15 protein-coding genes are annotated in these 19909 nt (G+C 68.3%); 9 read left to right on the top strand and 6 right to left on the bottom strand.

The window, feature by feature from the left end:
* Positions 1–75: 75 nt before the first annotated feature.
* From Sp245p_RS26650 to Sp245p_RS26625, 6 genes are all read left to right on the top strand, one after another.
* Positions 76–1755: a glycosyltransferase family 4 protein gene (locus Sp245p_RS26650; protein ID WP_014200263.1), complete on the top strand. Its 1680-nt coding sequence runs from the start codon at positions 76–78 to the stop codon at positions 1753–1755.
* A 105-nt stretch (positions 1756–1860) separates the two neighbouring features.
* A complete protein-coding gene (rfbC, locus tag Sp245p_RS26645) occupies positions 1861–2409 on the top strand; it encodes a dTDP-4-dehydrorhamnose 3,5-epimerase (protein WP_041814837.1) in 549 nt (182 codons plus the stop codon).
* A 68-nt stretch (positions 2410–2477) separates the two neighbouring features.
* Complete coding sequence (gene rfbB, locus Sp245p_RS26640) at positions 2478–3560, top strand: dTDP-glucose 4,6-dehydratase (protein WP_014200265.1); 1083 nt, start codon at positions 2478–2480, stop codon at positions 3558–3560.
* Entirely contained in the window at positions 3553–4500 is a 948-nt protein-coding gene (gene rfbD, locus Sp245p_RS26635; protein WP_014200266.1) for a dTDP-4-dehydrorhamnose reductase, read from the top strand. Before rfbB ends, rfbD begins: the two co-directional genes overlap by 8 nt.
* Entirely contained in the window at positions 4497–5363 is an 867-nt protein-coding gene (gene rfbA / locus Sp245p_RS26630; protein WP_014200267.1) for a glucose-1-phosphate thymidylyltransferase RfbA, read from the top strand. Before rfbD ends, rfbA begins: the two co-directional genes overlap by 4 nt.
* Before the next feature lie 82 nt (positions 5364–5445).
* Complete coding sequence (locus tag Sp245p_RS26625) at positions 5446–6231, top strand: GNAT family N-acetyltransferase (RefSeq protein WP_052584599.1); 786 nt, start codon at positions 5446–5448, stop codon at positions 6229–6231.
* A gap of 25 nt (positions 6232–6256) precedes the next feature.
* On the opposite strand, the gene Sp245p_RS26620 is transcribed toward Sp245p_RS26625, so the two are convergent.
* From Sp245p_RS26620 to Sp245p_RS26605, 4 genes are all read right to left on the bottom strand, one after another.
* Positions 6257–7960: a tetratricopeptide repeat protein gene (locus Sp245p_RS26620; RefSeq protein ID WP_014200269.1), complete on the bottom strand. Its 1704-nt coding sequence runs from the start codon at positions 7958–7960 to the stop codon at positions 6257–6259.
* A 66-nt stretch (positions 7961–8026) separates the two neighbouring features.
* Positions 8027–9385 carry an HlyD family type I secretion periplasmic adaptor subunit gene (locus Sp245p_RS26615; protein ID WP_014200270.1) on the bottom strand — a complete coding sequence of 453 codons (1359 nt, stop codon included), beginning with the start codon at positions 9383–9385 and terminating at the stop codon, positions 8027–8029.
* Positions 9348–11585, bottom strand: coding sequence for a peptidase domain-containing ABC transporter (locus Sp245p_RS26610; protein WP_014200271.1), 2238 nt, complete (start codon positions 11583–11585; stop codon positions 9348–9350). The genes Sp245p_RS26615 and Sp245p_RS26610 overlap by 38 nt, the downstream gene beginning before the upstream one ends.
* A gap of 325 nt (positions 11586–11910) precedes the next feature.
* Positions 11911–12924, bottom strand: a complete 1014-nt coding sequence (locus Sp245p_RS26605; protein WP_014200272.1) for a GDP-L-fucose synthase family protein — start codon at positions 12922–12924, stop codon at positions 11911–11913.
* A gap of 403 nt (positions 12925–13327) precedes the next feature.
* Here Sp245p_RS26605 and Sp245p_RS26600 point away from each other — a divergent pair, with 403 nt between their 5' ends.
* A complete protein-coding gene (locus tag Sp245p_RS26600) occupies positions 13328–15487 on the top strand; it encodes a glycosyltransferase family 4 protein (RefSeq protein ID WP_014200273.1) in 2160 nt (719 codons plus the stop codon).
* Between the two features lie 30 nt (positions 15488–15517).
* Here Sp245p_RS26600 and Sp245p_RS26595 read toward each other — a convergent pair whose 3' ends face one another.
* Both Sp245p_RS26595 and gmd read right to left on the bottom strand, forming a co-directional pair.
* The gene (locus Sp245p_RS26595) at positions 15518–16756 is read right to left on the bottom strand and encodes a glycosyltransferase family 4 protein (RefSeq protein WP_014200274.1); all 1239 of its coding nucleotides are present in this window, start codon (positions 16754–16756) and stop codon (positions 15518–15520) included.
* Between the two features lie 39 nt (positions 16757–16795).
* The gene (gene gmd, locus Sp245p_RS26590) at positions 16796–17776 is read right to left on the bottom strand and encodes a GDP-mannose 4,6-dehydratase (protein ID WP_014200275.1); all 981 of its coding nucleotides are present in this window, start codon (positions 17774–17776) and stop codon (positions 16796–16798) included.
* A 528-nt stretch (positions 17777–18304) separates the two neighbouring features.
* Here gmd and Sp245p_RS26585 point away from each other — a divergent pair.
* Together Sp245p_RS26585 and Sp245p_RS26580 are read left to right on the top strand one after the other, a co-directional pair.
* Positions 18305–19120, top strand: a complete 816-nt coding sequence (locus Sp245p_RS26585; RefSeq protein WP_014200276.1) for an ABC transporter permease — start codon at positions 18305–18307, stop codon at positions 19118–19120.
* 5 nt (positions 19121–19125) lie between these two features.
* Positions 19126–19902 (top strand): ABC transporter ATP-binding protein, encoded by a 777-nt coding sequence (locus Sp245p_RS26580; protein ID WP_014200277.1) that lies wholly within the window; start codon positions 19126–19128, stop codon positions 19900–19902.
* Positions 19903–19909 lie beyond the last annotated feature (7 nt).

The raw sequence follows: 19909 nt of genomic DNA, 5'->3' as shown, positions 1-19909 counted from the left end.
CCGGTTGGCGAGGCCCCGCTACTCTCCCGGTTCATCGACCATCCCTTTTGCCATTTTCCGGAAAGCCCGCCGCCCGTGTCCAACGCCGCCATCTACTTCCATCCCGAAGGTTACGAGACCGCGCGGACCGATCTGAAGGGGCGCCATGTCGCGGGGGAATCCTTCCTGATCGGTTTCTTCCGGCATTCCGGGCTGGACCGTTTCGCCTGCCACGTCGATGGTCCGCCACTGGCGCGGCTGTTCATGGATCTTGCGGACAGACACGCGCCGGGCCGCAAGGTGGAGCTGTATTTGACCGGGGAACCGTCGCGCCTCGCCAACGTGGGATGCCTGTTCCTGCCGGGACCGGGCATCGACCAGTTCGCCTGGCGCCGACGGTCCCGCGACCAGCGGGCTTACAGCCTGTGCGGCATCACCCACACCACGTCGGAGTCCCCGCAAGCCTTGGGCGCCCTGGCCACCGCGCCGATTCAGCCGTGGGACGCGGTGATCTGCACCTCCTGGGCGGCCCGCTCCTCGGTCGAGGCGGTCCTTCAGCCTTATGCGGAGTATCTGCGCGACCGGCTGGGGGCCGCCGAGGTGCCGCTTCCGAACCTGCCGGTGATCCCGCTCGGCGTCGACACGGACGCCTTCCGCTTCGATCCGTCCGTCCGCGCGGCGGAGCGCGCGGCGCTCGGCATCGGCGAGGAGGATGTGGCGGTCCTGTTCGTGGGGCGTCTCAGCTTCCACGCCAAGGCGCACCCCATACCGATGTATCAGGCTCTGGAGCGGGCCGCCCAGCGGACCGGCAAGCGGCTGCACCTGATCCAGGCCGGCTGGTTCGGCAACGACTCCATCGCCGCCGCCTTCATTGAGGGAGCCCGGCGCTATTGCCCCAGCGTCAACGCCATCTTCCTGGACGGTCGCAAGCCGGATGTGCGGACCCGGATCTGGGCGGTCGCCGATCTGTTCACGTCGCTGGTGGACAACATCCAGGAGACCTTCGGAATCACCCCGGTGGAGGCGATGGCCGCCGGGTTGCCCTGCGTCGTCACCGACTGGAACGGCTACCGCGAGACGGTGCGCCATGGTGTGGACGGCTTCCGTGTGCCGACCGTTCTGCCGCCACCGGGCTTCGCGCCCGACCTTGCCGACCGCTACGACGCCGGCCTGGACAGCTACGACCATTTCATCGCCCGCGCCTCGCAGATCACCGCGGTGGATGTGGAGGCCGCGGCCGAAGCCTACGCGCTGCTGGCCGTCGACCCCGGCCTGCGCCGCCGCATGGGAGAGGCGGGACGCGCCCGCGCCGCCGCCGTCTTCGACTGGAAAGCCATCATCCCGCAGTATCTGGACGTCTGGCGTCAGCTCGCCGACATCCGCCGCCATGCCCAGGAACGCGCGCCGCGCCGCGACGGTGACGGCAACCCGCTGCGCCCCGACCCGCTGCGCATGTTCCAGGCCTATCCCTCGCGCACGCTGGAGCCGGGGATGCGGCTGGTCCGCGCCCCGGGCGTCACGCGGGCCGCGGCGATGGAGGCCCTGGCGATGCTCCATGGCGACCCGATGAACTCGCCGGCGCGCAACCTGCTGCTCTCCCCGACCGCCGACATCGCCCTGGCGATCGATGCGCTGGACCCGCCGGGGCGCAGGGTGGGGGAACTGGCGGGTCTGGTTCCGACGGAGCGTCAAATCCTGCTGGTGCGCAGCCTCGTCCATCTGATGAAGTACGACATCGTGCGTCCGGTCGAGCCGCTGGGGACACGGCAGACATGAACGGTCCGGCGGGACGGGAAGACCGTTCCAACCTCACAAAGCGCTTGAAAAGCCCTTCCGGCCCGTCATAACAGGCTGACTCCTTCAAAAAACTCCGGCTTCGCCATGCAGGTCACCCCTACAGCTCTGCCCGATGTTCGACTGATCGTTCCGAAACGGTTCGGCGATGCCCGGGGCTACTTCGTCGAGACTTGGAGCGCCCGGACCTTTGCCGGTCACGGATTGGAGCGGGACTGGGTTCAGGACAACCAGTCCCTGTCGGCCATGCCGGGCACGGTGCGCGGCCTGCATTACCAGTTGGAGCCGCAGGCCCAGACCAAGCTGGTCCGCGTCCTGCGCGGCCGCATCCTCGACGTCGCGCTGGACATCCGCCGCGGCTCCCCGACCTTCGGGCGGCATGTGGCGGTGGAGCTGAGCGCCGACGGGCTGGAGCAGCTGCTGGTTCCGGTGGGGTTCGCCCACGGTTTCTGCACGCTGGAACCCGACACGATCGTCGCCTACAAGGTCGACGCCTTTTATTCTCACGAGTGCGAGCGGGCGATCCTGTGGAACGATCCCGCGCTTGGCATCGCCTGGCCGTCCGTGGCCGGGTCCGTGGTCTCGGACAAGGACATGGTGGCGTCGCCCCTGGCCGCGGCCATCGACCTGCTTTGAAGGCGACCTGCTTTGAAGGCGATCTGTTCTGAAGGGCGCGCCGCGCGGCGCTGCAAAGGGGAAATGGGATGCGCATACTGGTGACGGGAGGGGCCGGCTTCATCGGCTCGGCCTTCATCCGCTGGGTCCTGGCGAACACGCGGGCGTCGGTCGTCAACCTCGACAAGCTCACCTACGCCGCGGATCTGGAAAGCCTCGCCCGCTTCGCCGAGGACCCGCGCTATGCCTTCGAGCGGGTGGACATCTGCGACGAGGCGGAACTGCGCCGGGTCTTCGCCGCCCACCGTCCGGCGGCGGTCGTGCATCTGGCGGCGGAAACCCATGTGGACCGCTCCATCGACGGGCCGATGGCCTTCGTGCAGACCAACGTGGTCGGCACCGTGACGCTGCTGCGCGTGGCGCTCGATCACTGGCGCGGGCTGGAGGGCGCGGAGAAGGACGGCTTCCGTTTCCACCACGTTTCCACCGACGAGGTGTTCGGCACGCTGGACGACGAAGGGCGTTTCTCCGAAACCACGCCCTACGCGCCGAATTCCCCCTATTCGGCCAGCAAGGCGGCGTCCGACCATTTCGTGCGCGCCTGGCACGAGACCTATGGGCTGCCGACGGTCGCCAGCAACTGCTCGAACAACTACGGCCCCTGGCAGTTTCCCGAGAAGCTGATCCCGCTGATGACGCTGAAGGCGCTGCAGGGGCAGCGGCTTCCGGTCTACGGCAGCGGACTGAACGTGCGCGACTGGCTTTATGTGGACGACCACGCTTCGGCCCTCTGGACCATTCTGACCAAGGGACGGCTGGGCGAGAGCTACAACGTCGGCGGCGACAGCGAACGGCGCAACATCGACGTGGTCAACGCCATCTGCGACCTCGTGGACGAGATGGCCGGTCCGCTTCCCGGCGGCCCGCGGCGGACCCTCGTCACCCATGTCACCGACCGGCCCGGCCACGACCACCGCTACGCCATCGACGCCACCAAGCTGCAGACCGAGTTGGGCTGGCGGCCGTCGGAGACCTTCGAGACCGGCATCCGCCGCACCGTCGCTTGGTATCTCGAGAACCGCGCCTGGTGGGAGCGGCTGTCGGCGAACGGCTACAGCGGCCAGCGTCTCGGCGTGGCCGCCGCTCCCGCGGCCGAGCCCGCCCATGGCTGAGGCGGCGCTCCCCATCCGCACCGTCCTCGTCTTCGGGGCCGGCGGGCAGGTCGGCTTCGAGCTGCTGCGCGCCGCCTGGACGCCGGGGCTGCGGCCGGTCGGGTTGACCCGCGCGGCCGGCGACGTGACCGACCCGGCGGCGGTGGCTGCGGCCATAGCCGCCCACCGCCCGGCCCTGGTCGTCAACGCTTCGGCCTACACCGCGGTGGACAAGGCGGAGAGCGAGCCGGAGCCGGCCTTCGCGGTCAACCGGCACGGACCGGCCAATCTGGCGCGGGCCTGCGCCGACGCCGGGGTGCCGCTGATTCACATCTCCACCGACTATGTCTTCGACGGGGCCAGCAAGGCCACCCCCTGGCGCGAGGACGACCCCGTCGCCCCGCAGGGCGTCTACGCCGCTAGCAAGCTGGCCGGCGAGGAGGCGGTGCGCGACCTTCTGCCCGCCGACCACGTGATCCTGCGCACCGCCTGGGTGTTCGGGGCGCATGGGCACAATTTCGTGAAGACCATGCTGCGGCTGGCCCGCGAGCGCGACGAGTTGCGCGTGGTCGCCGACCAGCGCGGCTGCCCGACGCCGGCAGCCGGAATCGCCGACGCGATCGCCGCCATCGCGCGTCTGCGCCTCGCCCCGGCCCCCGCGGAGGCCCACCGCTGGACGCCCGGCACCTTCCATTACGCCGGTGCGCCGGCCACGAGCTGGCACGGCTTCGCGGAGCGCATCGTCGACCGCGCCGCCGAGCGCATCGGCCGCCGCCCGCCCGTGCGGGCCATCGCGACCGCAGATTTCCCCACTCCGGCCAAGCGGCCCGCCAATTCCGTCCTGGACACCGCGCTCATCACCCGGACCTACGGCATCGCGCCGGCGGACTGGGAGGCGGCGCTGGACCGGATGCTGGACGAGATCCTCGACCATTCCCAGACCGTGAGGGCGGGCGCATGAAAGGCATCATCCTGGCCGGCGGTTCCGGCACGCGGCTCTACCCGCTGACGCAGGTGACGAGCAAGCAGCTTCTGCCCGTGTTCGACAAGCCGATGATCTACTACCCGCTGTCCACGCTGATGCTGGCCGGCATCCGGGACATCCTGATCATCACCACGCCGGACGACCAGCCGCAGTTCCGCCGCCTGCTGGGCGACGGCAGCCAGTGGGGCATCGCGCTGAGCTACGCCGAGCAGCCGAAGCCCGAGGGGCTGGCGCAGGCCTTCCTCATCGGGCGCGAGTTCGTCGGCCGCGACGATGTCTGCCTGATCCTGGGCGACAACATCTTCTTCGGCCACGACCTGGAGCCGGCCCTGCTGCGCGCCGCCGGCCGGGCGGAGGGGGCGACGGTGTTCGGCTACCATGTCCGCGATCCGGAACGCTACGGCGTGATCAGCTTCGACGCTGAGGGAGTGCCGGTCGCCATCGAGGAAAAGCCGACGGTGCCGAAGTCCAACTACGCGGTGACCGGTCTTTATTTCTACGACAACGCCGTGCTCGACATCGCCGCGACGATCCGCCCGTCGGCCCGCGGCGAGTTGGAGATCACCGACGTCAACAACGTCTATCTGGAACGCCGCCGGCTTGCCGTGGAGCGTCTGGGCCGCGGTTACGCTTGGTTCGACACCGGGACGCATGAGTCGCTTCTCCAGGCGGCGGAATTCGTCCAGACGATCGAGGCCCGGCAGGGGCTGAAGGTCTGTTCCCCGGAGGAGGTCGCTTGGCGCAAGGGCTTCATCGACGGCGAGCAGCTTGCCCGCATCGCCCGCCCCCTGGCCAAGAGCGGCTACGGCAACTACCTGCTCAACCTCCTGACCGATTAGCCGCCCGATGCACGCCCGGCCCGGCGAGCCCGAGGGGCTCCTTCAAGGAGGCGCGGAAGGGTACCTGGAGGGCGTCGGGGAGATGGTGACCGGGTGGGCGTGGCTGCCGGCTCATCCCGGCCGACGGCTGCGCGTCACCGTTCTGTTCGACGGTCATCCGGTCACGACGGCCGCCGACCGGCACCGGGACGACCTGAAGGCCGCCGGCAAGGGCGATGGCCGCTGCGGTTTCGCCGTGGTGGTCCCCGACGCCTTCGCCGGGCGCGAGCATAAGGTGGATGTGCGGCTTCCGGATTTCCCCGATCTGCGGCTGCGGGGAGCCCCACGCACGGCGATCCCCTCGCTCGGCTTGGTGATCCTGCGCCGTGTCCCGCCCGGGGAGGCGATCCGCCTGCACGCCTTCCTGGCCGGCCTTGCAGGGCTGCACGGGGCCGGCAAGGCCGCGGCTCCCGACATGGCTGCGGTCGAGGCGTGGCTGGCCGCGCCCGACCGCTGCTGGCTGACCGCTGAGCGGGACGGGGCGATCGTCGGTCACTGCCGGGTCGGACCGGACTGGCCGGCGGAGCCGGGGGAGGGGGCGCTCGCTCTGGGGATCGAGCTGCATCCGGACGTCCAGGGCTTCGGGCTTGGCCGCCACCTCATGCAGGCGGCGCACCGCTGGGCCGCCGGATGGTGCGTGCGCGTGGAGCTGGCGGTGCTGCCCCACAACGACCGTGCCCGGCGTCTCTATCGGACCCTGGGCTATGCCGACCTCGGGACGGTCCGGCTGCCCGTGACGGGCGAACCGCACCGCCACATGGCCATCGCGCTGCCAGCGATGGTGCCGGCAGCGCGATGGCCGTTCGTCGGGTGCGTTCTGGTGGTTTGAGCGAAACCGGGAACCGGCTCCCCCGTTAGCCTTCTCCGGCCGCCGCGCGGTGCTGGCCGCCGTCCTGCCCGGAAGCGGGAGGGGGCGGCGGGAGGCGTTCCAGAAGCGACTTCGCCCGCGGTTCGCCGAGGGCCGCGGCGCGCTCCAGCCAGGAGCGGGCGCGCACCACGTCCTTCTCGTCGCTCCAATGACCGTACAGCTCGCCAAGCGCGGTCATCGCCGCGGCTTCCTTCTGGTCGGCCGCGGCGCTCAACCAGCGAAGCGCCTCCGCGGTGTCACGCTCCACGCCCAACCCCTGCATGGAGAAGCGGCCGATGTTGACCATGGCGCCGACGTGCCCCTGCTCGGCGGCCTTGCGCGACCAGAGGGCGGCGCCGGGATAGTCCTGGGGCACGCCGTCGCCGGAAGCGAGCATGGCGCCGAGGCGGAACTGGGCGAGCACGCTCCCCTGCTCGGCGGCACGCTGGTACCAGGAGAGCGCACCGGCCGGATCGCGCGGAACACCGAGGCCCAGGCTGTGCAGCATGCCGATGTTGTAGACGGCGTCGCTGTTGCCCTGATCCGCGGCGCGGCGGAACCAGTCGAGCGCCCGGTCGTAGTCGCGCGCCACACCGCGCCCTTCGGCGTAGAGGGCGCCGATGCGGAGCTGGGCCTGCGGGTCGCCCTGGCCGGCGGCGCGTTCCAGCCAGCGGACCGCCTCGACCTCGTCGCGCGGCACGCCGGACCCGGCGAAATACATCTGGGCGAGGATCTTCTGCGCCTCGCGATGGCCGAGTTCGGCGGCGGCGCGATACCAGATCGCCGCGTCGAACAGATTCGGCTGGAACCCCGCGCCCCGGCTGTTCAGGTGGCCGAGCTGCACCATCGCCTCGGCGTCGCCCTGGACCGCCGCCTTGCGCAGCCACGTCTCCGCCTTGTGCGGGTCGTTCGGCACGCCGAGGCCGCGCGTGTACAGCAGGCCGAGCGCGCGCTGCGCCGCGGCGGCGCCGGCGTCGGCGGCCTTGCGGAACCAGGTGACCGCCTCGGCATGGTCCTGCCCGACGCCAAGCCCCGAGGCGTACTGGGTGCCGAGATAGTACCAAGCCATGACGTTGTTCTGCTCGGCGGCCTTGCGGAACCACTCGTGCGCCGCCTCGGGGTTGGGCGTGCCGCCATAGCCGCCGGCCAGCAGCGTGCCGAGCCCGAGCTGAGCGGCCGCGTTGCCCTTCGCGGCGGCGATGCGGTACCAGCGCTCCGCCTCCGCGTAGTCGGGCTCGATGCCGAAGCCGGAGGCGTGCATGTAGCCGAGAAGGGCCTGGGCGCCGGCGACGCCCTGTTCGGCGGCGGCGCGCGCCCAGCGCAGCGCCGTCGGGTAATCCTGCTCGATCTTCAGGCCGTTGGGGAAGAGAACCGACAGGGCCTCGTCGGTCGGGACAACGCCCTTCGGCTGCTCGCAGCCGTAATAATAGATCTCGGCGAGCCGGGCCTGCGCCTCGCCGTGCCCCTGGTCGGCGGCCCGGCGATACCAGCCGACCGCGTCGACGATGTTGCGCACCACGCCCTTGCCCTGATCGTACAGGCGGCCAAGGGAGTACTGGGCATCGGCATGACCTTCGCGGGCGGCGGCCAGCCAGGCTTCCAGAGCGGTCTTGTAATCCCCGCGATCGTTGGCTTTCAGGCCACGGGCGTGTTCGTCGTCCGGCGATGCGGACCCGAACAGCCGCCCGGCGGCCTTGATAAGCTTGCGCATCGGCCTCAACACCCTTTCCTTGGAACCGGCCCCGTCGACGGGCCGGTCCGGCTGCGGTTCGTGCCCTTACGGTTCACGCATGCCTTCCAAGCTGTTCTTCAAGGCCCCTTCGACAAGGTAGGATATGATGGTCCGTTCACCGACCACGATGTCGGCCGTCAGCGGCATGCCGGGCACCAGCCGGAAATCGGCGGGCACGTCACGCAGCTTCACATCGGTCAGCTCGATGCGCGCGCGGTAGAAGGGGCGCGCCACCTGGGACTGGTCCTCACGCTTGGTGAAGGAGTCCTCGCTGATCGTCCGCACCACGCCCTTGGCCATGCCGTGCTTGACGTAGCGGTAGGCTTCGAACTTCACCTGCACCTCGTCGCCGGGCTTCACGAAGCCCTGGTCCATGCCGGCGATCTCCACCTCGACCTCCAGCTTCGAGCGCAACGGCACCAGAGTGTAGATCGGCTGAGCCTGCTCGACCACCGAACCGACGGAGTACTTCCCAACCTCCAGGACGACCGCGTCCTCCACCGCGCGCAGTTCCACCAGATCGCGGCGCTTCTGGGCCTTGGAAAGCTCCTCGCGGGCGCGCTCCAGGTCGACCTGCCGGGTCGAGAGGTCGGTCAGCAGCGTGCTGCGCCACTGTTGGATGTAGACCTCGCGCTCGGCGCGCAGCGCTTCCAGCTCGTGGGACGCGGTGCGGATGGTGCTCTCGCTGTTGCTGAGGTTCCGCTCCGTCTCGACGCGGGTGTCGCTGGCGATCAGCGAGTTCAGGCGGCTGCCGGTCTGGTTCTTCTCCAGGGTCCGCCGCATCGTCTCGATCTCGCCGACGATCTTCAGGCGGGAGCGGTAATGCTCGGCGTCCGTCTGGTTGTTCTTGATCGTCGCCTGCAGGGTGGCCATGCGCTGGTCGAAGTTCGCCAGCTTGGCGGCGTACTCCGCCTGGCGGTAGCGCCAGATGGATTCCTGCAGGAGCTTGTCCGGGTCCTTGCCGGCGACCGTGTAGGGCGTGTTGGCCGCCTCGGCGTTCATCCGCTCGATCTCAGCCGACAGCTTGGCGACCTGCCGCTCCAACTGGGCGACGTCGGCCGCCGAGAAGGTCGCGTCGAGCGTCGCCAGAACGTCGCCTTGCCGCACGGTCTGGCCGGCGCGGACGTTGAGGGACCGGATGAGCGAGATCTCCAGCGGCTGCACGACGATCGTCGGCTCCTGGGAGATGATCCGTCCGGAGGCGGTGACCACGCGGTCGAGCGTGGTCACCGAAGCCAGAATGATGAACAGGACCACCATGACGGCGAGCGTCCAGACCACCGACCTCGCGGTCGAGGGCTCGGGCTGACCGGTGATCTCCGCGGTTTCACCCTGGAAATCGTTGATGGCCTGCTCGGCCGCCCGATCAAGTGTTTGCGGCCGGCGTAAGAGGAGCGCGGTCATGGGTGTTTCCCGGGGAAAGGTGGCGGTTCTGCTGGAACCAGAGGTGACGGTAGACGTCGCAGCGCTGGAGCAACTCGTCGTGCTTGCCCATGTCGTAGAGCTTGCCGCGCTCCATCACGATGATCTGGTCGCAGTTCACCAGGGAGGCGAGACGGTGCGAGATGACGATCATCGTGCGGCCCTGCGCGATGCGCGTCAGGTTGTTGTTGATGATCGCCTCGCTGTCCGGATCGAGGGCGCTGGTCGCCTCGTCCAGGATGAGGACGGACGGATCGACGAGCAGGGCGCGGGCGATGGCGATGCGCTGACGCTGGCCACCCGAGAGATTGCTCGAGCCTTCCTCGATCACCGTCTCATAGCCGCGGGGCAGGCGCTCGATGAACTCCTCCGCGCCGGCCAGCCGGGCCGCCCGCATCACCTCCTCCAGGGAGGCGCTGCGGTTGGCGGCCATGATGTTCTCGCGGATCGAGCCGTTGAACAGGAAGTTGTCCTGCAGCACCACGCCCAGGTTGGAGCGCAGGTGGTTCAGGTCGATCTCGCGCAGGTCGACGCCGTCGATCTTGATCAGGCCGTCGTAGTTCTGGTGCAGGCCCTGCAGGACGCGCGTCACCGTGGTCTTGCCCGAACCGGACCGGCCCATGATGCCGATGACGTTGCCAGCCTTGATGGAGAAGGAAATGTCGTCGAGCGCCGGGTTCTGCGCGCCGGGATAGCGGAAGCGAACCTCCGAGAAGGAGATGTCGCCATGGATCACCGGGCGGACGCCGTTGCGGCCGAGCCCGTATTCCGGCGCCTGGTTGACCACCGAGGCGACCTGCATGACGGCGCCGCGGGCTTCCTGGAACTGCTGCATCAGGCTGGCGATCTGCACGAAGGGCTGCGTCGCGCGGCTGGCGATCATGCTGAAGGCGACCAGCGTGCCGCCGTAGACGGACGCCCCTTCGCCGATGGCGAGATAGGCTCCGACGGCCATGGTGCTGGCGTAGATGCCCTTTTCCAGAGGCTGCAGGATGGTCTGCGGCTGGTTGGACAGAAGCTGCATCGCCGTGTTGGCGCGCACCGCCTCGGCCACGCGGATGTCCCAGTCGTGCCGCTTACGGCCTTCCAGCGCCAGCGACTTGACGGTGCGGATGCCGTGCAGCACCTCGATGAGGAAGGACCCCTTGCGCTGCTCGGCCTGGATGACCTTCTGATAGGCGCGGGCCAGCGGGCCGATGTAGAGGGCGACCACCAGGAACATGAGGGCCGCCACGCCCAGAACCAGGAAGGTGAGCGGCGTGCTCATGACGAACATGGCCGGGATGAGCACGAGAAGCGTCATGCTGTCGAGCATGGTCCCGAACAACTGCCCGGTCAGGAAGTTGCGGATGCGCCAGACTTCGTTGAGCTTGTAGGAAATGACGCCGGTCGGCGTGCGCTCGAAGAAGTCGATCGGCAGGCCGATCATGCGGTCGAAGATGTAGGTGCTGATCCGTGCATCCACCTTGGCCGTGCCGATCGCGACCAGATAGCGGCGCAGGTAACCGAACATGGTATCGAACACCAGCACGAAGGCGATCGCCCCCACCAGGACATAGAGGGTCGACAGGCGCTGCTGGACGAGCACGCGGTCCAGGATGACCATGAAGAGCAACGGCGGAACCAGAGCGAACAGGCTGAGGACCAGGGCGGAGACGGCGACGTCGCGGAATATCCGCTTCTCGCGCACGATCTGCCCCAGCAGCCAGGCGAAGCCGAACGGCCGCTCCTCGTCGCTGGCCTTGTAGCGCCGCTTCAGGAAGATCGTCTCGCCGTCCCAGACAGAGGCGAGGCGCAGTTCGTCCACGGCGACGCAGGCATGGTCGTTGCTCAGCGGGTCCTGGAGCATCGCTGCCGGGACCGCTCCATCCTTGCGGAAGGACACCAGCACCATCACGCTGCCGTCGCGCAGGCGCAGCATCACCGGCAGGGCCTTGTCCAGCCGCGCGAGATGCTTCCAGCTCAACTTGGCGCGGCGGCCGGTCAGGCCGTTCTCCTCGGCGATCTTGAGCAGCAGCGCGGTGGACGGCTCTCCGGACTCGATGCCGTGGTCACGCCGGATCTGTTCGATCGAAAGATGCAGCCCATGGTGTCGCGCAACGACGGCAAGCGCATGGAGGCTGGTGGTCCGTGCTGCCTCGGAGGAGGAGCCCTGTGGATCGGTGGCGGTCTTGGTGTGCATCTGGCCCCTGTGTCCGGTCGCTCTTCCGGAGGTTCACCCGGCGGCGCGACTGTACTGCATACCCTTCATCGGATACAAGCATCGCACTTGGAGAGCTCAATTTGGGAGAGTTCAATGTGGCCCAGAGCGCATCCGAAGAGGAAGTGACTATTAGGGGGTGAAATACGGGCGTAACGCATACGGATCGGCTGCCGCCGCGCTTGCCGTCTCCGCAGAGACTCTCCGCGACCTTCGGCGGAGCATCCAAAACCGCCGGACCTGCGGTGATCCACAGGCGGACCGGACCGCCGGGCCGTCCCGCGACCCGACGCCCCGGCGGGCCGCGTCAATGCGATCCGACCGTCAGTTTCACGCGCGCCGGTTGTTGCGGCGACAGGCCGCGCAAGGTCCCGGCGGCCAGATTTTCCACATACCAGCGGTATGTCCGCTCGAACCCTTCGCGCAGCGTCGTCGGCGCGACCCAGCCCATGCCGGCGATCCGGCTTGAATCCATGATCTTGCGCGGCGTGCCGTTCGGCTTGGACGGATCGAAGCGGAATTCGCCTTCATAGCCGATGATGTCGGCCAGCAATTCGGCGAGGCCGCGGATCGAGATCTCCTGGCCGGAGCCGAGGTTGATATGCGCCTCCTCCGAATAATGCTTGGCGAGGAAGACCAGCCCGTCGGCCACATCCTCGACGAAGAGGAATTCGCGCAGAGGTTCGCCGGTCCCCCACAGCTCCACGCTGGGGGCGCCTTCCGTCTTGGCCCGGTGGATCTTGACCATCAGGGCGGCGGCGACGTGACCGTGTTCGATGTCGAAGTTGTCGCCGTAGCCGTAGAGGTTGGTCGGCATCACCGAGATGAAGTCGCAACCGTGCTGCCGCCGGTAGGCCTGGCACAGCTTGATGCCGGCGATCTTGGCGACCGCGTACCATTCGTTGGTCGGTTCCAGCGGGCCGGTGAGAAGGGCGTCCTCCTGGATCGGCTGCGGGGCCATGCGCGGGTAGATGCAGGACGAGCCGAGGGACACGAGCTTCTTCACCCCGACCTTCCAGGCGGTGTGGATGACGTTCGTCTCGATCACCAGGTTCTGGTAGATGAAGTCGGCGGGCAGGCTGTTGTTGGCATGGATGCCCCCGACCAGGGCGGCCGCCAGGAAGACCACGTCCGGCCGCACCTCGGCCATCCAGTCCTCCACATCGGCCTGGCGGCCAAGATCGAGCGTCTCCCGGCCGGCCGTCACGATCTCGCACCGCTCACGCTCAAGCCGACGAACGATGGCGGAACCGACGGTCCCGCGATGCCCGGCAATCCAGACGCGCTTGCCGTCCAGGGGAAAAAGGGTGTCCGTCGTCATCGCTTGTTGTCCTCCGTTTCCTTACACCCTCGACGATCCCGGCCGCGGGGCCGTCCGATCGTGACGGCGAGGCTGGGCCGCCCAGCATCCCGTGACCGTGCCCCTGCCACGATGTTCGGGATTGGGCAAGCCAAACCTCATGAGCGTCCGACTTTTGCCGGGCGTCCGCAGCCCGCGGGATGCCGACCGGCATCATCGCCGAGTGGCGTTCCGGTTTCTAGGACGATCGTGCCTGGGCGATCCCGTCCGGGCGATCCTGTCCAGGCGATCCTGTCCAGGCGGCCGGGGTCGTGCCGGTTGACGGGGTCGTCGAAGGGGCGGTAGCCTCCGCCGTGTTTCGTGGATCGGCGCGGTCATGCCCGGCCCCTCCTTCCAAAGGCCCCCCATCCAAGGCCTCCCGACCATGAACGACCTGCCTTCCCCAAGCGACGCCGAAGGTCCCGCGCTCTTCGAAGGATTCGCCGACCGCATCCGGGACGGCGCTCTGATCGGCTGGGCGCGGCGCGCCGGATCGCTGGAGCCGGTCACGGTCCATCTCCACCTCCACGGGGAACGGGTCGCCTCGGTCCTGGCCGACCGCTATCGCGATGATCTGGAAGCCGCCGGCAAGGGGCAGGGGCGGCACGGATTCGAGATCCGGCTGCCCGACGGCCGGCTGCCAGATGGCCGGTTGGACGGCCTGCGGGTCGCGATCGCGGGCGCCGGGGACCTGCCGATGAGCGCTCCTCTGCGTTGCGCCATCGACGATCTGTCCACCGCCGCGGCGGCGGACCCGGCCGTCGGGACGGCGGCGGTCTGGCTCGATCTCTCGGAATTCCTCTTCTACCTGCGCACTCACAAGACGCTGTCCGGGATACAGCGAGTCCAATGCGAGATCGTCAGGATCGTGGCGGGGGCGACGTCATCCCGCGTGCGCTTCTGCATGACGCCGCCGGAGGGCGGCGAATATGTCGAGGTTCCGACCGCGGTCGTGGGGCGCCTGGTCGACCGGCTGACGGGCAACGCGCCGGTGCCACTGGCCGACTGGAGCGCCTATGTCGGGATGATCGCCGACCCGGCCCGCCGGGCAAAGGCGGCGATCGCGCCCGGCCAGATGCTGTTCGTGCTCGGCGCCTTCTGGGTCTTTCCGCACACGCCCGCCCTGCTGGCCGTCCTGCGCGGGCGGGGGGTGCACATCGGCGTCTGCGTCTACGACCTGATCCCCCTCTACCACCCGGAATACTGCGATCCCGGCATGGTGGGCGGTTTCCTGTCGGCCTTCTCCACCGTCTCGCAGGTTGCCGACCTGATCCTGACCATTTCACACCACACGGCGGCCGACGTCGAGCGCTTCTACCGGCGGATCGGGCAGCCGCCGAAGACGATCCGCCCGGTCCCGCTGGCGCACGAACTGGCCAATGGATCGGCCGCCGCGCCGGGCGCCGCCGCGGGGCCGTCGCCTCTTCTGCGGCTGATCGGCGGCCCCTTCGTGCTGTGCGTCGGCACCATCGAGATCCGCAAGAACCACGGCTATCTTCTGGCGATCTGGCAGGAGCTGCTGCGGAGGCATGGGCCGGAGGCGGTGCCGAAGCTGGTCCTGGCCGGACGGCGGGGGTGGCGCGTCGAGGGCTTCTACGACGCCTTGGAAACGACGCGCAGCCTCGACCGGCATGTCCTGCTGATCGACGACGCCGACGACGCCGATCTGGAGGCTCTCTATCGCGGCTGCCTGTTCACCGTCTTTCCCAGCCTTTACGAGGGATGGGGGCTGCCGGTGGGCGAAAGCCTGATGCATGGCAAACTGTGCATCACCTCGCGCAGCTCCGCCATGCCCGAGGCCGGAGGGGAGTTCGCGGCCTACCTCGACCCCCGGGACCAAGCCGATGGGTTGCGGACCATCGAAGCCTTCCTGTTCGACGACGCCCGGCGCGCCCGGATGGAGGAGGCGATCCGGACCCGCTTCGTGCCGCGCCGATGGAGCGAGGTGGTCAATGGTGTCTTCTCGGAAATCCAGGCCTATCTGGCCGGTTGCCGGGATGGCGGCGAACGCCCGCCGCCGGTGAGCCTGAAGCCGGGGGCGGTGGTGCGCCTGCGCCGCCTCGACCGCCTGAACGGCTTCGACGACATGGTGCGGCGCCCGCCCTTCCTCCGGCTGATCTGCGCGCAAGGCTGGCACCCGTCCGACGGGGCGGGCGCCTGGATGGACGGGCCGAACGCCCTTCTGTCCTTCGGGCTGGACACCGCCGGACGCCCGGCACCGGCCCGGCTGCGCGTTCACCTGCATGTCTTCCGGCCAGCATGGGCGCGCGACGCCGCGGTGACGGTGACGAGCGCCTGCGGGGCGTCCGCCACCACCGTTCTGGAGGACGACGAGACGATGCTCAGCCTGGACTGTGCACCGGTGGCCATGGGGGGCCCCCCGGCGGTGCGCATCGCGATCGCCCTGGACCGTCTTGGCGCGCCGCCGTCGCCGGAAACCCGCCGTCTGGGCCTGCTCGCCAAGACGGTCGCCGTGGCCGACGCCGACGATGCCCTGCAACGCCTCGACGTGGTGGAAAAGCTGCTTTTCCTGATGCGGCCGTGACCGAAGAGCGTCCCGCCGGAGCCAAGCCGCTCAGGCGTTCCCGTCCGTCAAGCCGAGGGCCTTCCGGTAGGTGGTCAGGGTGTCGCGGGCGCAGCGCTCCCAGGTGAAGCCGGCCGCACGGGCCATCCCGAGCGCGCTCAGGCGTTCCGCCGTGCCGTCATCCTCCAGAAGCACCCGCAGGGCTTCGGCGATGGCGCCCTCGTCCAGAGGGTCGACCTGGAGACCGCAGCCCTCGACCACTTCCGCCATGGCGGTGCCGGCGGAGCACAGCACCGGCGTGCCGCTGGCCATGGCCTCGAGGGGAGGCAATCCAAAGCCTTCGTACAGGCTCGGGTAGGCGAAGGCGCGGGCGCCGGCGTAAAGGACCGGCAGTTCCGCCTCGTCCACGTAGCCGAGATAGCGAAGGCGTCCGGCCCGCTCCAGCGCCTCCATGCTGGCGAGTTCCGGACTGTTCAGCCATCCCGACGCGCCGACGACGACCAGCGGGAACCGCTCGGCGAGGGCCGACGGCAGGTTGGCGTAGGCGCGCAGCAGGCGGCCCAGATTCTTGCGCGGCTCCACGGTGCCGACCGACAGCAGGTAGCCGCCCGGCGACAGGGACCGTTGGGCGAGAACCGGCGCGGTCTCATCCGGACCACGCGGATGGAAGCGGCCATCGACCCCCAGGGGGACCACGTCGATGCGCGCCGGGTCGACACCCAGCACCGAAACGATCTCATGCCGGGTGAAGGCCGAGGTGGTAATGATCCGCCGCGTCTGCTCCAGCGCGCGTGGAAGATGGCGCTCGATCCAGCGCAGCCGCTCCACCGGATGAACCTCCGGATGGCGGTGCCAAGCCAGATCCTGGAAGGTGGAAACGGTCACTCCGCCGAAGGGGCGGGGGATCATGTTCGGTTCATGATAGCAGGCGCGGTCGCGCGGCACGCCGGCCCTCTCGAAGGCCAGCCGGAAGCGGACGCGGTACGCCGCCCTGTAAGCAGCGTCGGCCAGCCGCGATTGCCGCGCCAGGACGCGCCAGAACGGCGCGCCCGCACCGTCGTCGGGCGTGGCGGCCTTGGGCGCGCCACACACCGGCGCGTTCCTCCGGACCGGCCCGCCGGAGTCCGGCGGGGTCAGGCGGTGCAGACCGGCGAAAAGCTGGATCGAACCGATGTCTGGCAAGGACGAGAGGTTGCGCCAGAGGTGCAGCGTGTAATTGCCGACACCGGTTCTCCGCCCGCACAGGGACTCGGCACTCAGCAGAAGGCCGAGCGATGGGATGCGATCCATGGCGGATGTGGCCGCCGGGGGAAATCCCCCGGCAACGCCTTACTTCATCTGGGCGCGGACGCGGACCAGGTCGGCCTCCACCATTTCCTTGATCATCTCTTCAAGGGAGGTGGTGGCTTCCCAACCCAGCTTGGCCTTGGCCTTGGCCGGATCGCCCAGCAGAACGTCCACCTCGGCCGGCCGGAACAGCTCTTCCTTGATGACGATGTGGTCGTCGGCGTTCAGGCCGACATGCTCGAAGGCAATGCGGCACATGTCGCGGACGGTGGTGGTGCGGTTGGTCGCGACGACATAGTCGTCCGCCTCGTCCTGCTGCAGCATCAGCCACATGGCGCGGACGTAATCGCGGGCGTGGCCCCAGTCGCGCTTGGCGTCGATGTTGCCGAGCGGCAGCTCCTTCTGGAGGCCGAGCTTGATGCGGGCGACGCTGTCCGTCACCTTGCGGGTGACGAACTCGATGCCGCGCAGCGGCGATTCATGGTTGAACAGGATGCCGCTGCTGGCGTGCATGCCGAAGCTCTCGCGGTAGTTCACCGTCATCCAGTGAGCGTACAGCTTGGCGACCGCATAAGGGGAGCGCGGGTAGAAGGGGGTCGTCTCGCTCTGCACGGGCTCCTGGATCAGGCCGTACATCTCGGACGAGGACGCCTGGTAGAAACGCGCCTTCGGATGGACGATGCGCACGGCTTCCAGCACGTTGGCGGCGCCCATGCCGGTGATCGTGCCGGTCAGCAGCGGCTGCTGCCAGGAGGACTTCACGAAGGACTGCGCACCGAGGTTGTAGACCTCGTCCGGCTTGATCTCATCCACCAGCCGGATCAGGCTCGACAGGTCGGTGAGGTTGCCATCCATCAGGCGGACGTCCTTCTCGATGCCGAGCCACTTCAGGCGGGCATCGATCACGTCGGCCGAGGCGCTGCGGCGCAGGAGGCCGTAAACCTCATAACCCTTCTGCAGCAGGAGCTGGGACAGATAAGCCCCGTCCTGGCCGGTAACACCCGTAACGAATGCGCGCTTCATTGCAAACTACCTACGTTTTTGTCGCCTTGCATCGTTGGCCGGGGGCTGAAGGCCGTGTTTCCCGCCGGCTGCGTTCCTTCATGCCATTCAGGCGCCGCGGACCAAGGTCGTGCGTCACGAAGGAACGCGCGTCAAACCATCCGCTGCGGTCCCCGCAGCCTTGCCTGTGAAACGCGGCTACCCTCATACCCTCGTTCATAGACCTTGTAAAGCAAGGGACTTCAGGAGACGCGAAATTCACACAGAGCCGCTGAACGCTTGGTCAATACCTTGAAGTCAACATTGATAATCATGCGCTGTTGTACAGGCCACGGGATGTCACGATGAATCACCCCAGCCTCTTGGGGGGCGGGGATGGCGGCGTGAAGGTTTCGATTGAAGACCGGGAGTACGGCTGGCAATGTCGCGCTGGACGGCGGGTGGGGATATGGCGATCGTCATGGCCCCGCCCGCCGTATGTCCTCCCGGCGTTCGCCCCGAGGAGCGCCTCCGGCAAACGCCGCCGATAAACGCCAATAGGCCTGTGGAATGAGTGTTGTCTTTGATTCCGGCGACCGCAGCGAGGTCGCGCGCGCGCGCGACGATCTCGCCGAGGGATTGAAGCGCTGGACGCTGTGGAGCACGCTGGGCTGGCACGACATCCGCAAGCGTTATCGCCGTTCGGTCCTCGGCCCCTTCTGGCTGACGCTCAGCATGGCCGTTCTGGTGGGAAGCCTGGGGCTGGTCTACGGCACGCTGTTCCAACTGGACCTGCAGAACTACCTGCCGTTCCTGTCCATCAGCCTGGCCACCTGGACGCTGATCGCGGCCATCCTCAACGAAGGCTGCATGAGCTTCGTCGAGCTGGAGGCGCTCATCAAGAACGTCCGCATTCCGATGTCGGTGCATGTGCTGCGCATCCTGTGGCGCAACCTGATCATCTACGCGCACAACATCGTCATCTTCGCCGTGGTCGCGGCCATCTTCGGTATCTGGCCGGGCGCGGTGGGGCTTCTGGCCTTCTTCGGGATCGGTCTTCTGGCGGTGAACGCGCTGTGGATCATGCTGCTGTTCGGCATGATCTGCACCCGGTTCCGTGACGTGCCCCTGATCATCGCCAGCGTCATCCAGCTTCTGTTCTTCGTTACGCCGGTGATGTGGAAGCCGGAGCTGATGGGCGAGCGCCGCGGCCTTGTCGTCCTGAACCCGCTTTATCACATCATCGAACTCATCCGCGCGCCGCTGCTCGGCTCGGCACCGAGTTGGACGAGCTGGGTCGTAGTGATCCTGCTGGCGCTCGCCGGCTGGACCTTCACCTTCCTGTGCTACGCGCGCTTCCGCAAGCGCATCGCCTACTGGCTGTGAGTCCCATGGCTAACATTCGCCTCGACAACGTCTCGGTCAACTTCGTGCTCTACCAGGGCGGCGCGCGGTCCTTGAAAAAGACCTTGCTGCGCTCCTCCACGAGCGGAGCCCTGCGCTACGATGCGCACGACCGGATCACCGTGAACGCCTTGAACGACCTGTCCCTGACGCTGGAGCACGGCGACCGGCTGGGGCTGATCGGCGGCAACGGCGCCGGCAAGACGACCTTCCTGCGGGTGCTCGCCGGCGTCTACGAACCGACCGGCGGGCGCATCCGGGTCGAAGGGCGGGTGACCCCGCTGTTCGATCTGGGGCTCGGCATGGACATGGATGCGTCGGGCTACGACAACATCCGCATGCGCGCCGCCTATTTCGGCATCTCCCCCGCCGAGATCGAGCGCAAGATGGACGACATCGCCGCCTTCACCGAACTCGGCGACTATCTGAACCTGCCGGTGCGCACCTATTCCTCCGGCATGACGCTGCGTCTGGCCTTCGCCGCGGCGACCGCGGTGGACCCGGAAATCCTGCTGATGGACGAATGGATCGCCGTCAGCGACGTGAAGTTCCTGGAAAAGGCGCAGCGCCGGGCCGAAGGATTCGTCAACCGGGCCAGCATCATGGTCGTCGCCTCGCACATGGAGAACGTGCTGCGGCGGCTGTGCAACAAAATCCTGTGGCTCGACCATGGGACCATCGTGCGCTTCGGCCCGGTCGACGAGGTTCTGGAGGCCTACAACGAGAAGACGGGCCTTCCCAGCCTCACCACCATGGCGCTGTAGCGCCCGT

Source organism: Azospirillum baldaniorum (genome assembly GCF_003119195.2).
GTDB classification, from domain to species: domain Bacteria; phylum Pseudomonadota; class Alphaproteobacteria; order Azospirillales; family Azospirillaceae; genus Azospirillum; species Azospirillum baldaniorum.
Note: the sequence above shows the minus strand (reverse complement) of the source record. Positions and strands in the feature narration are given on the sequence as shown.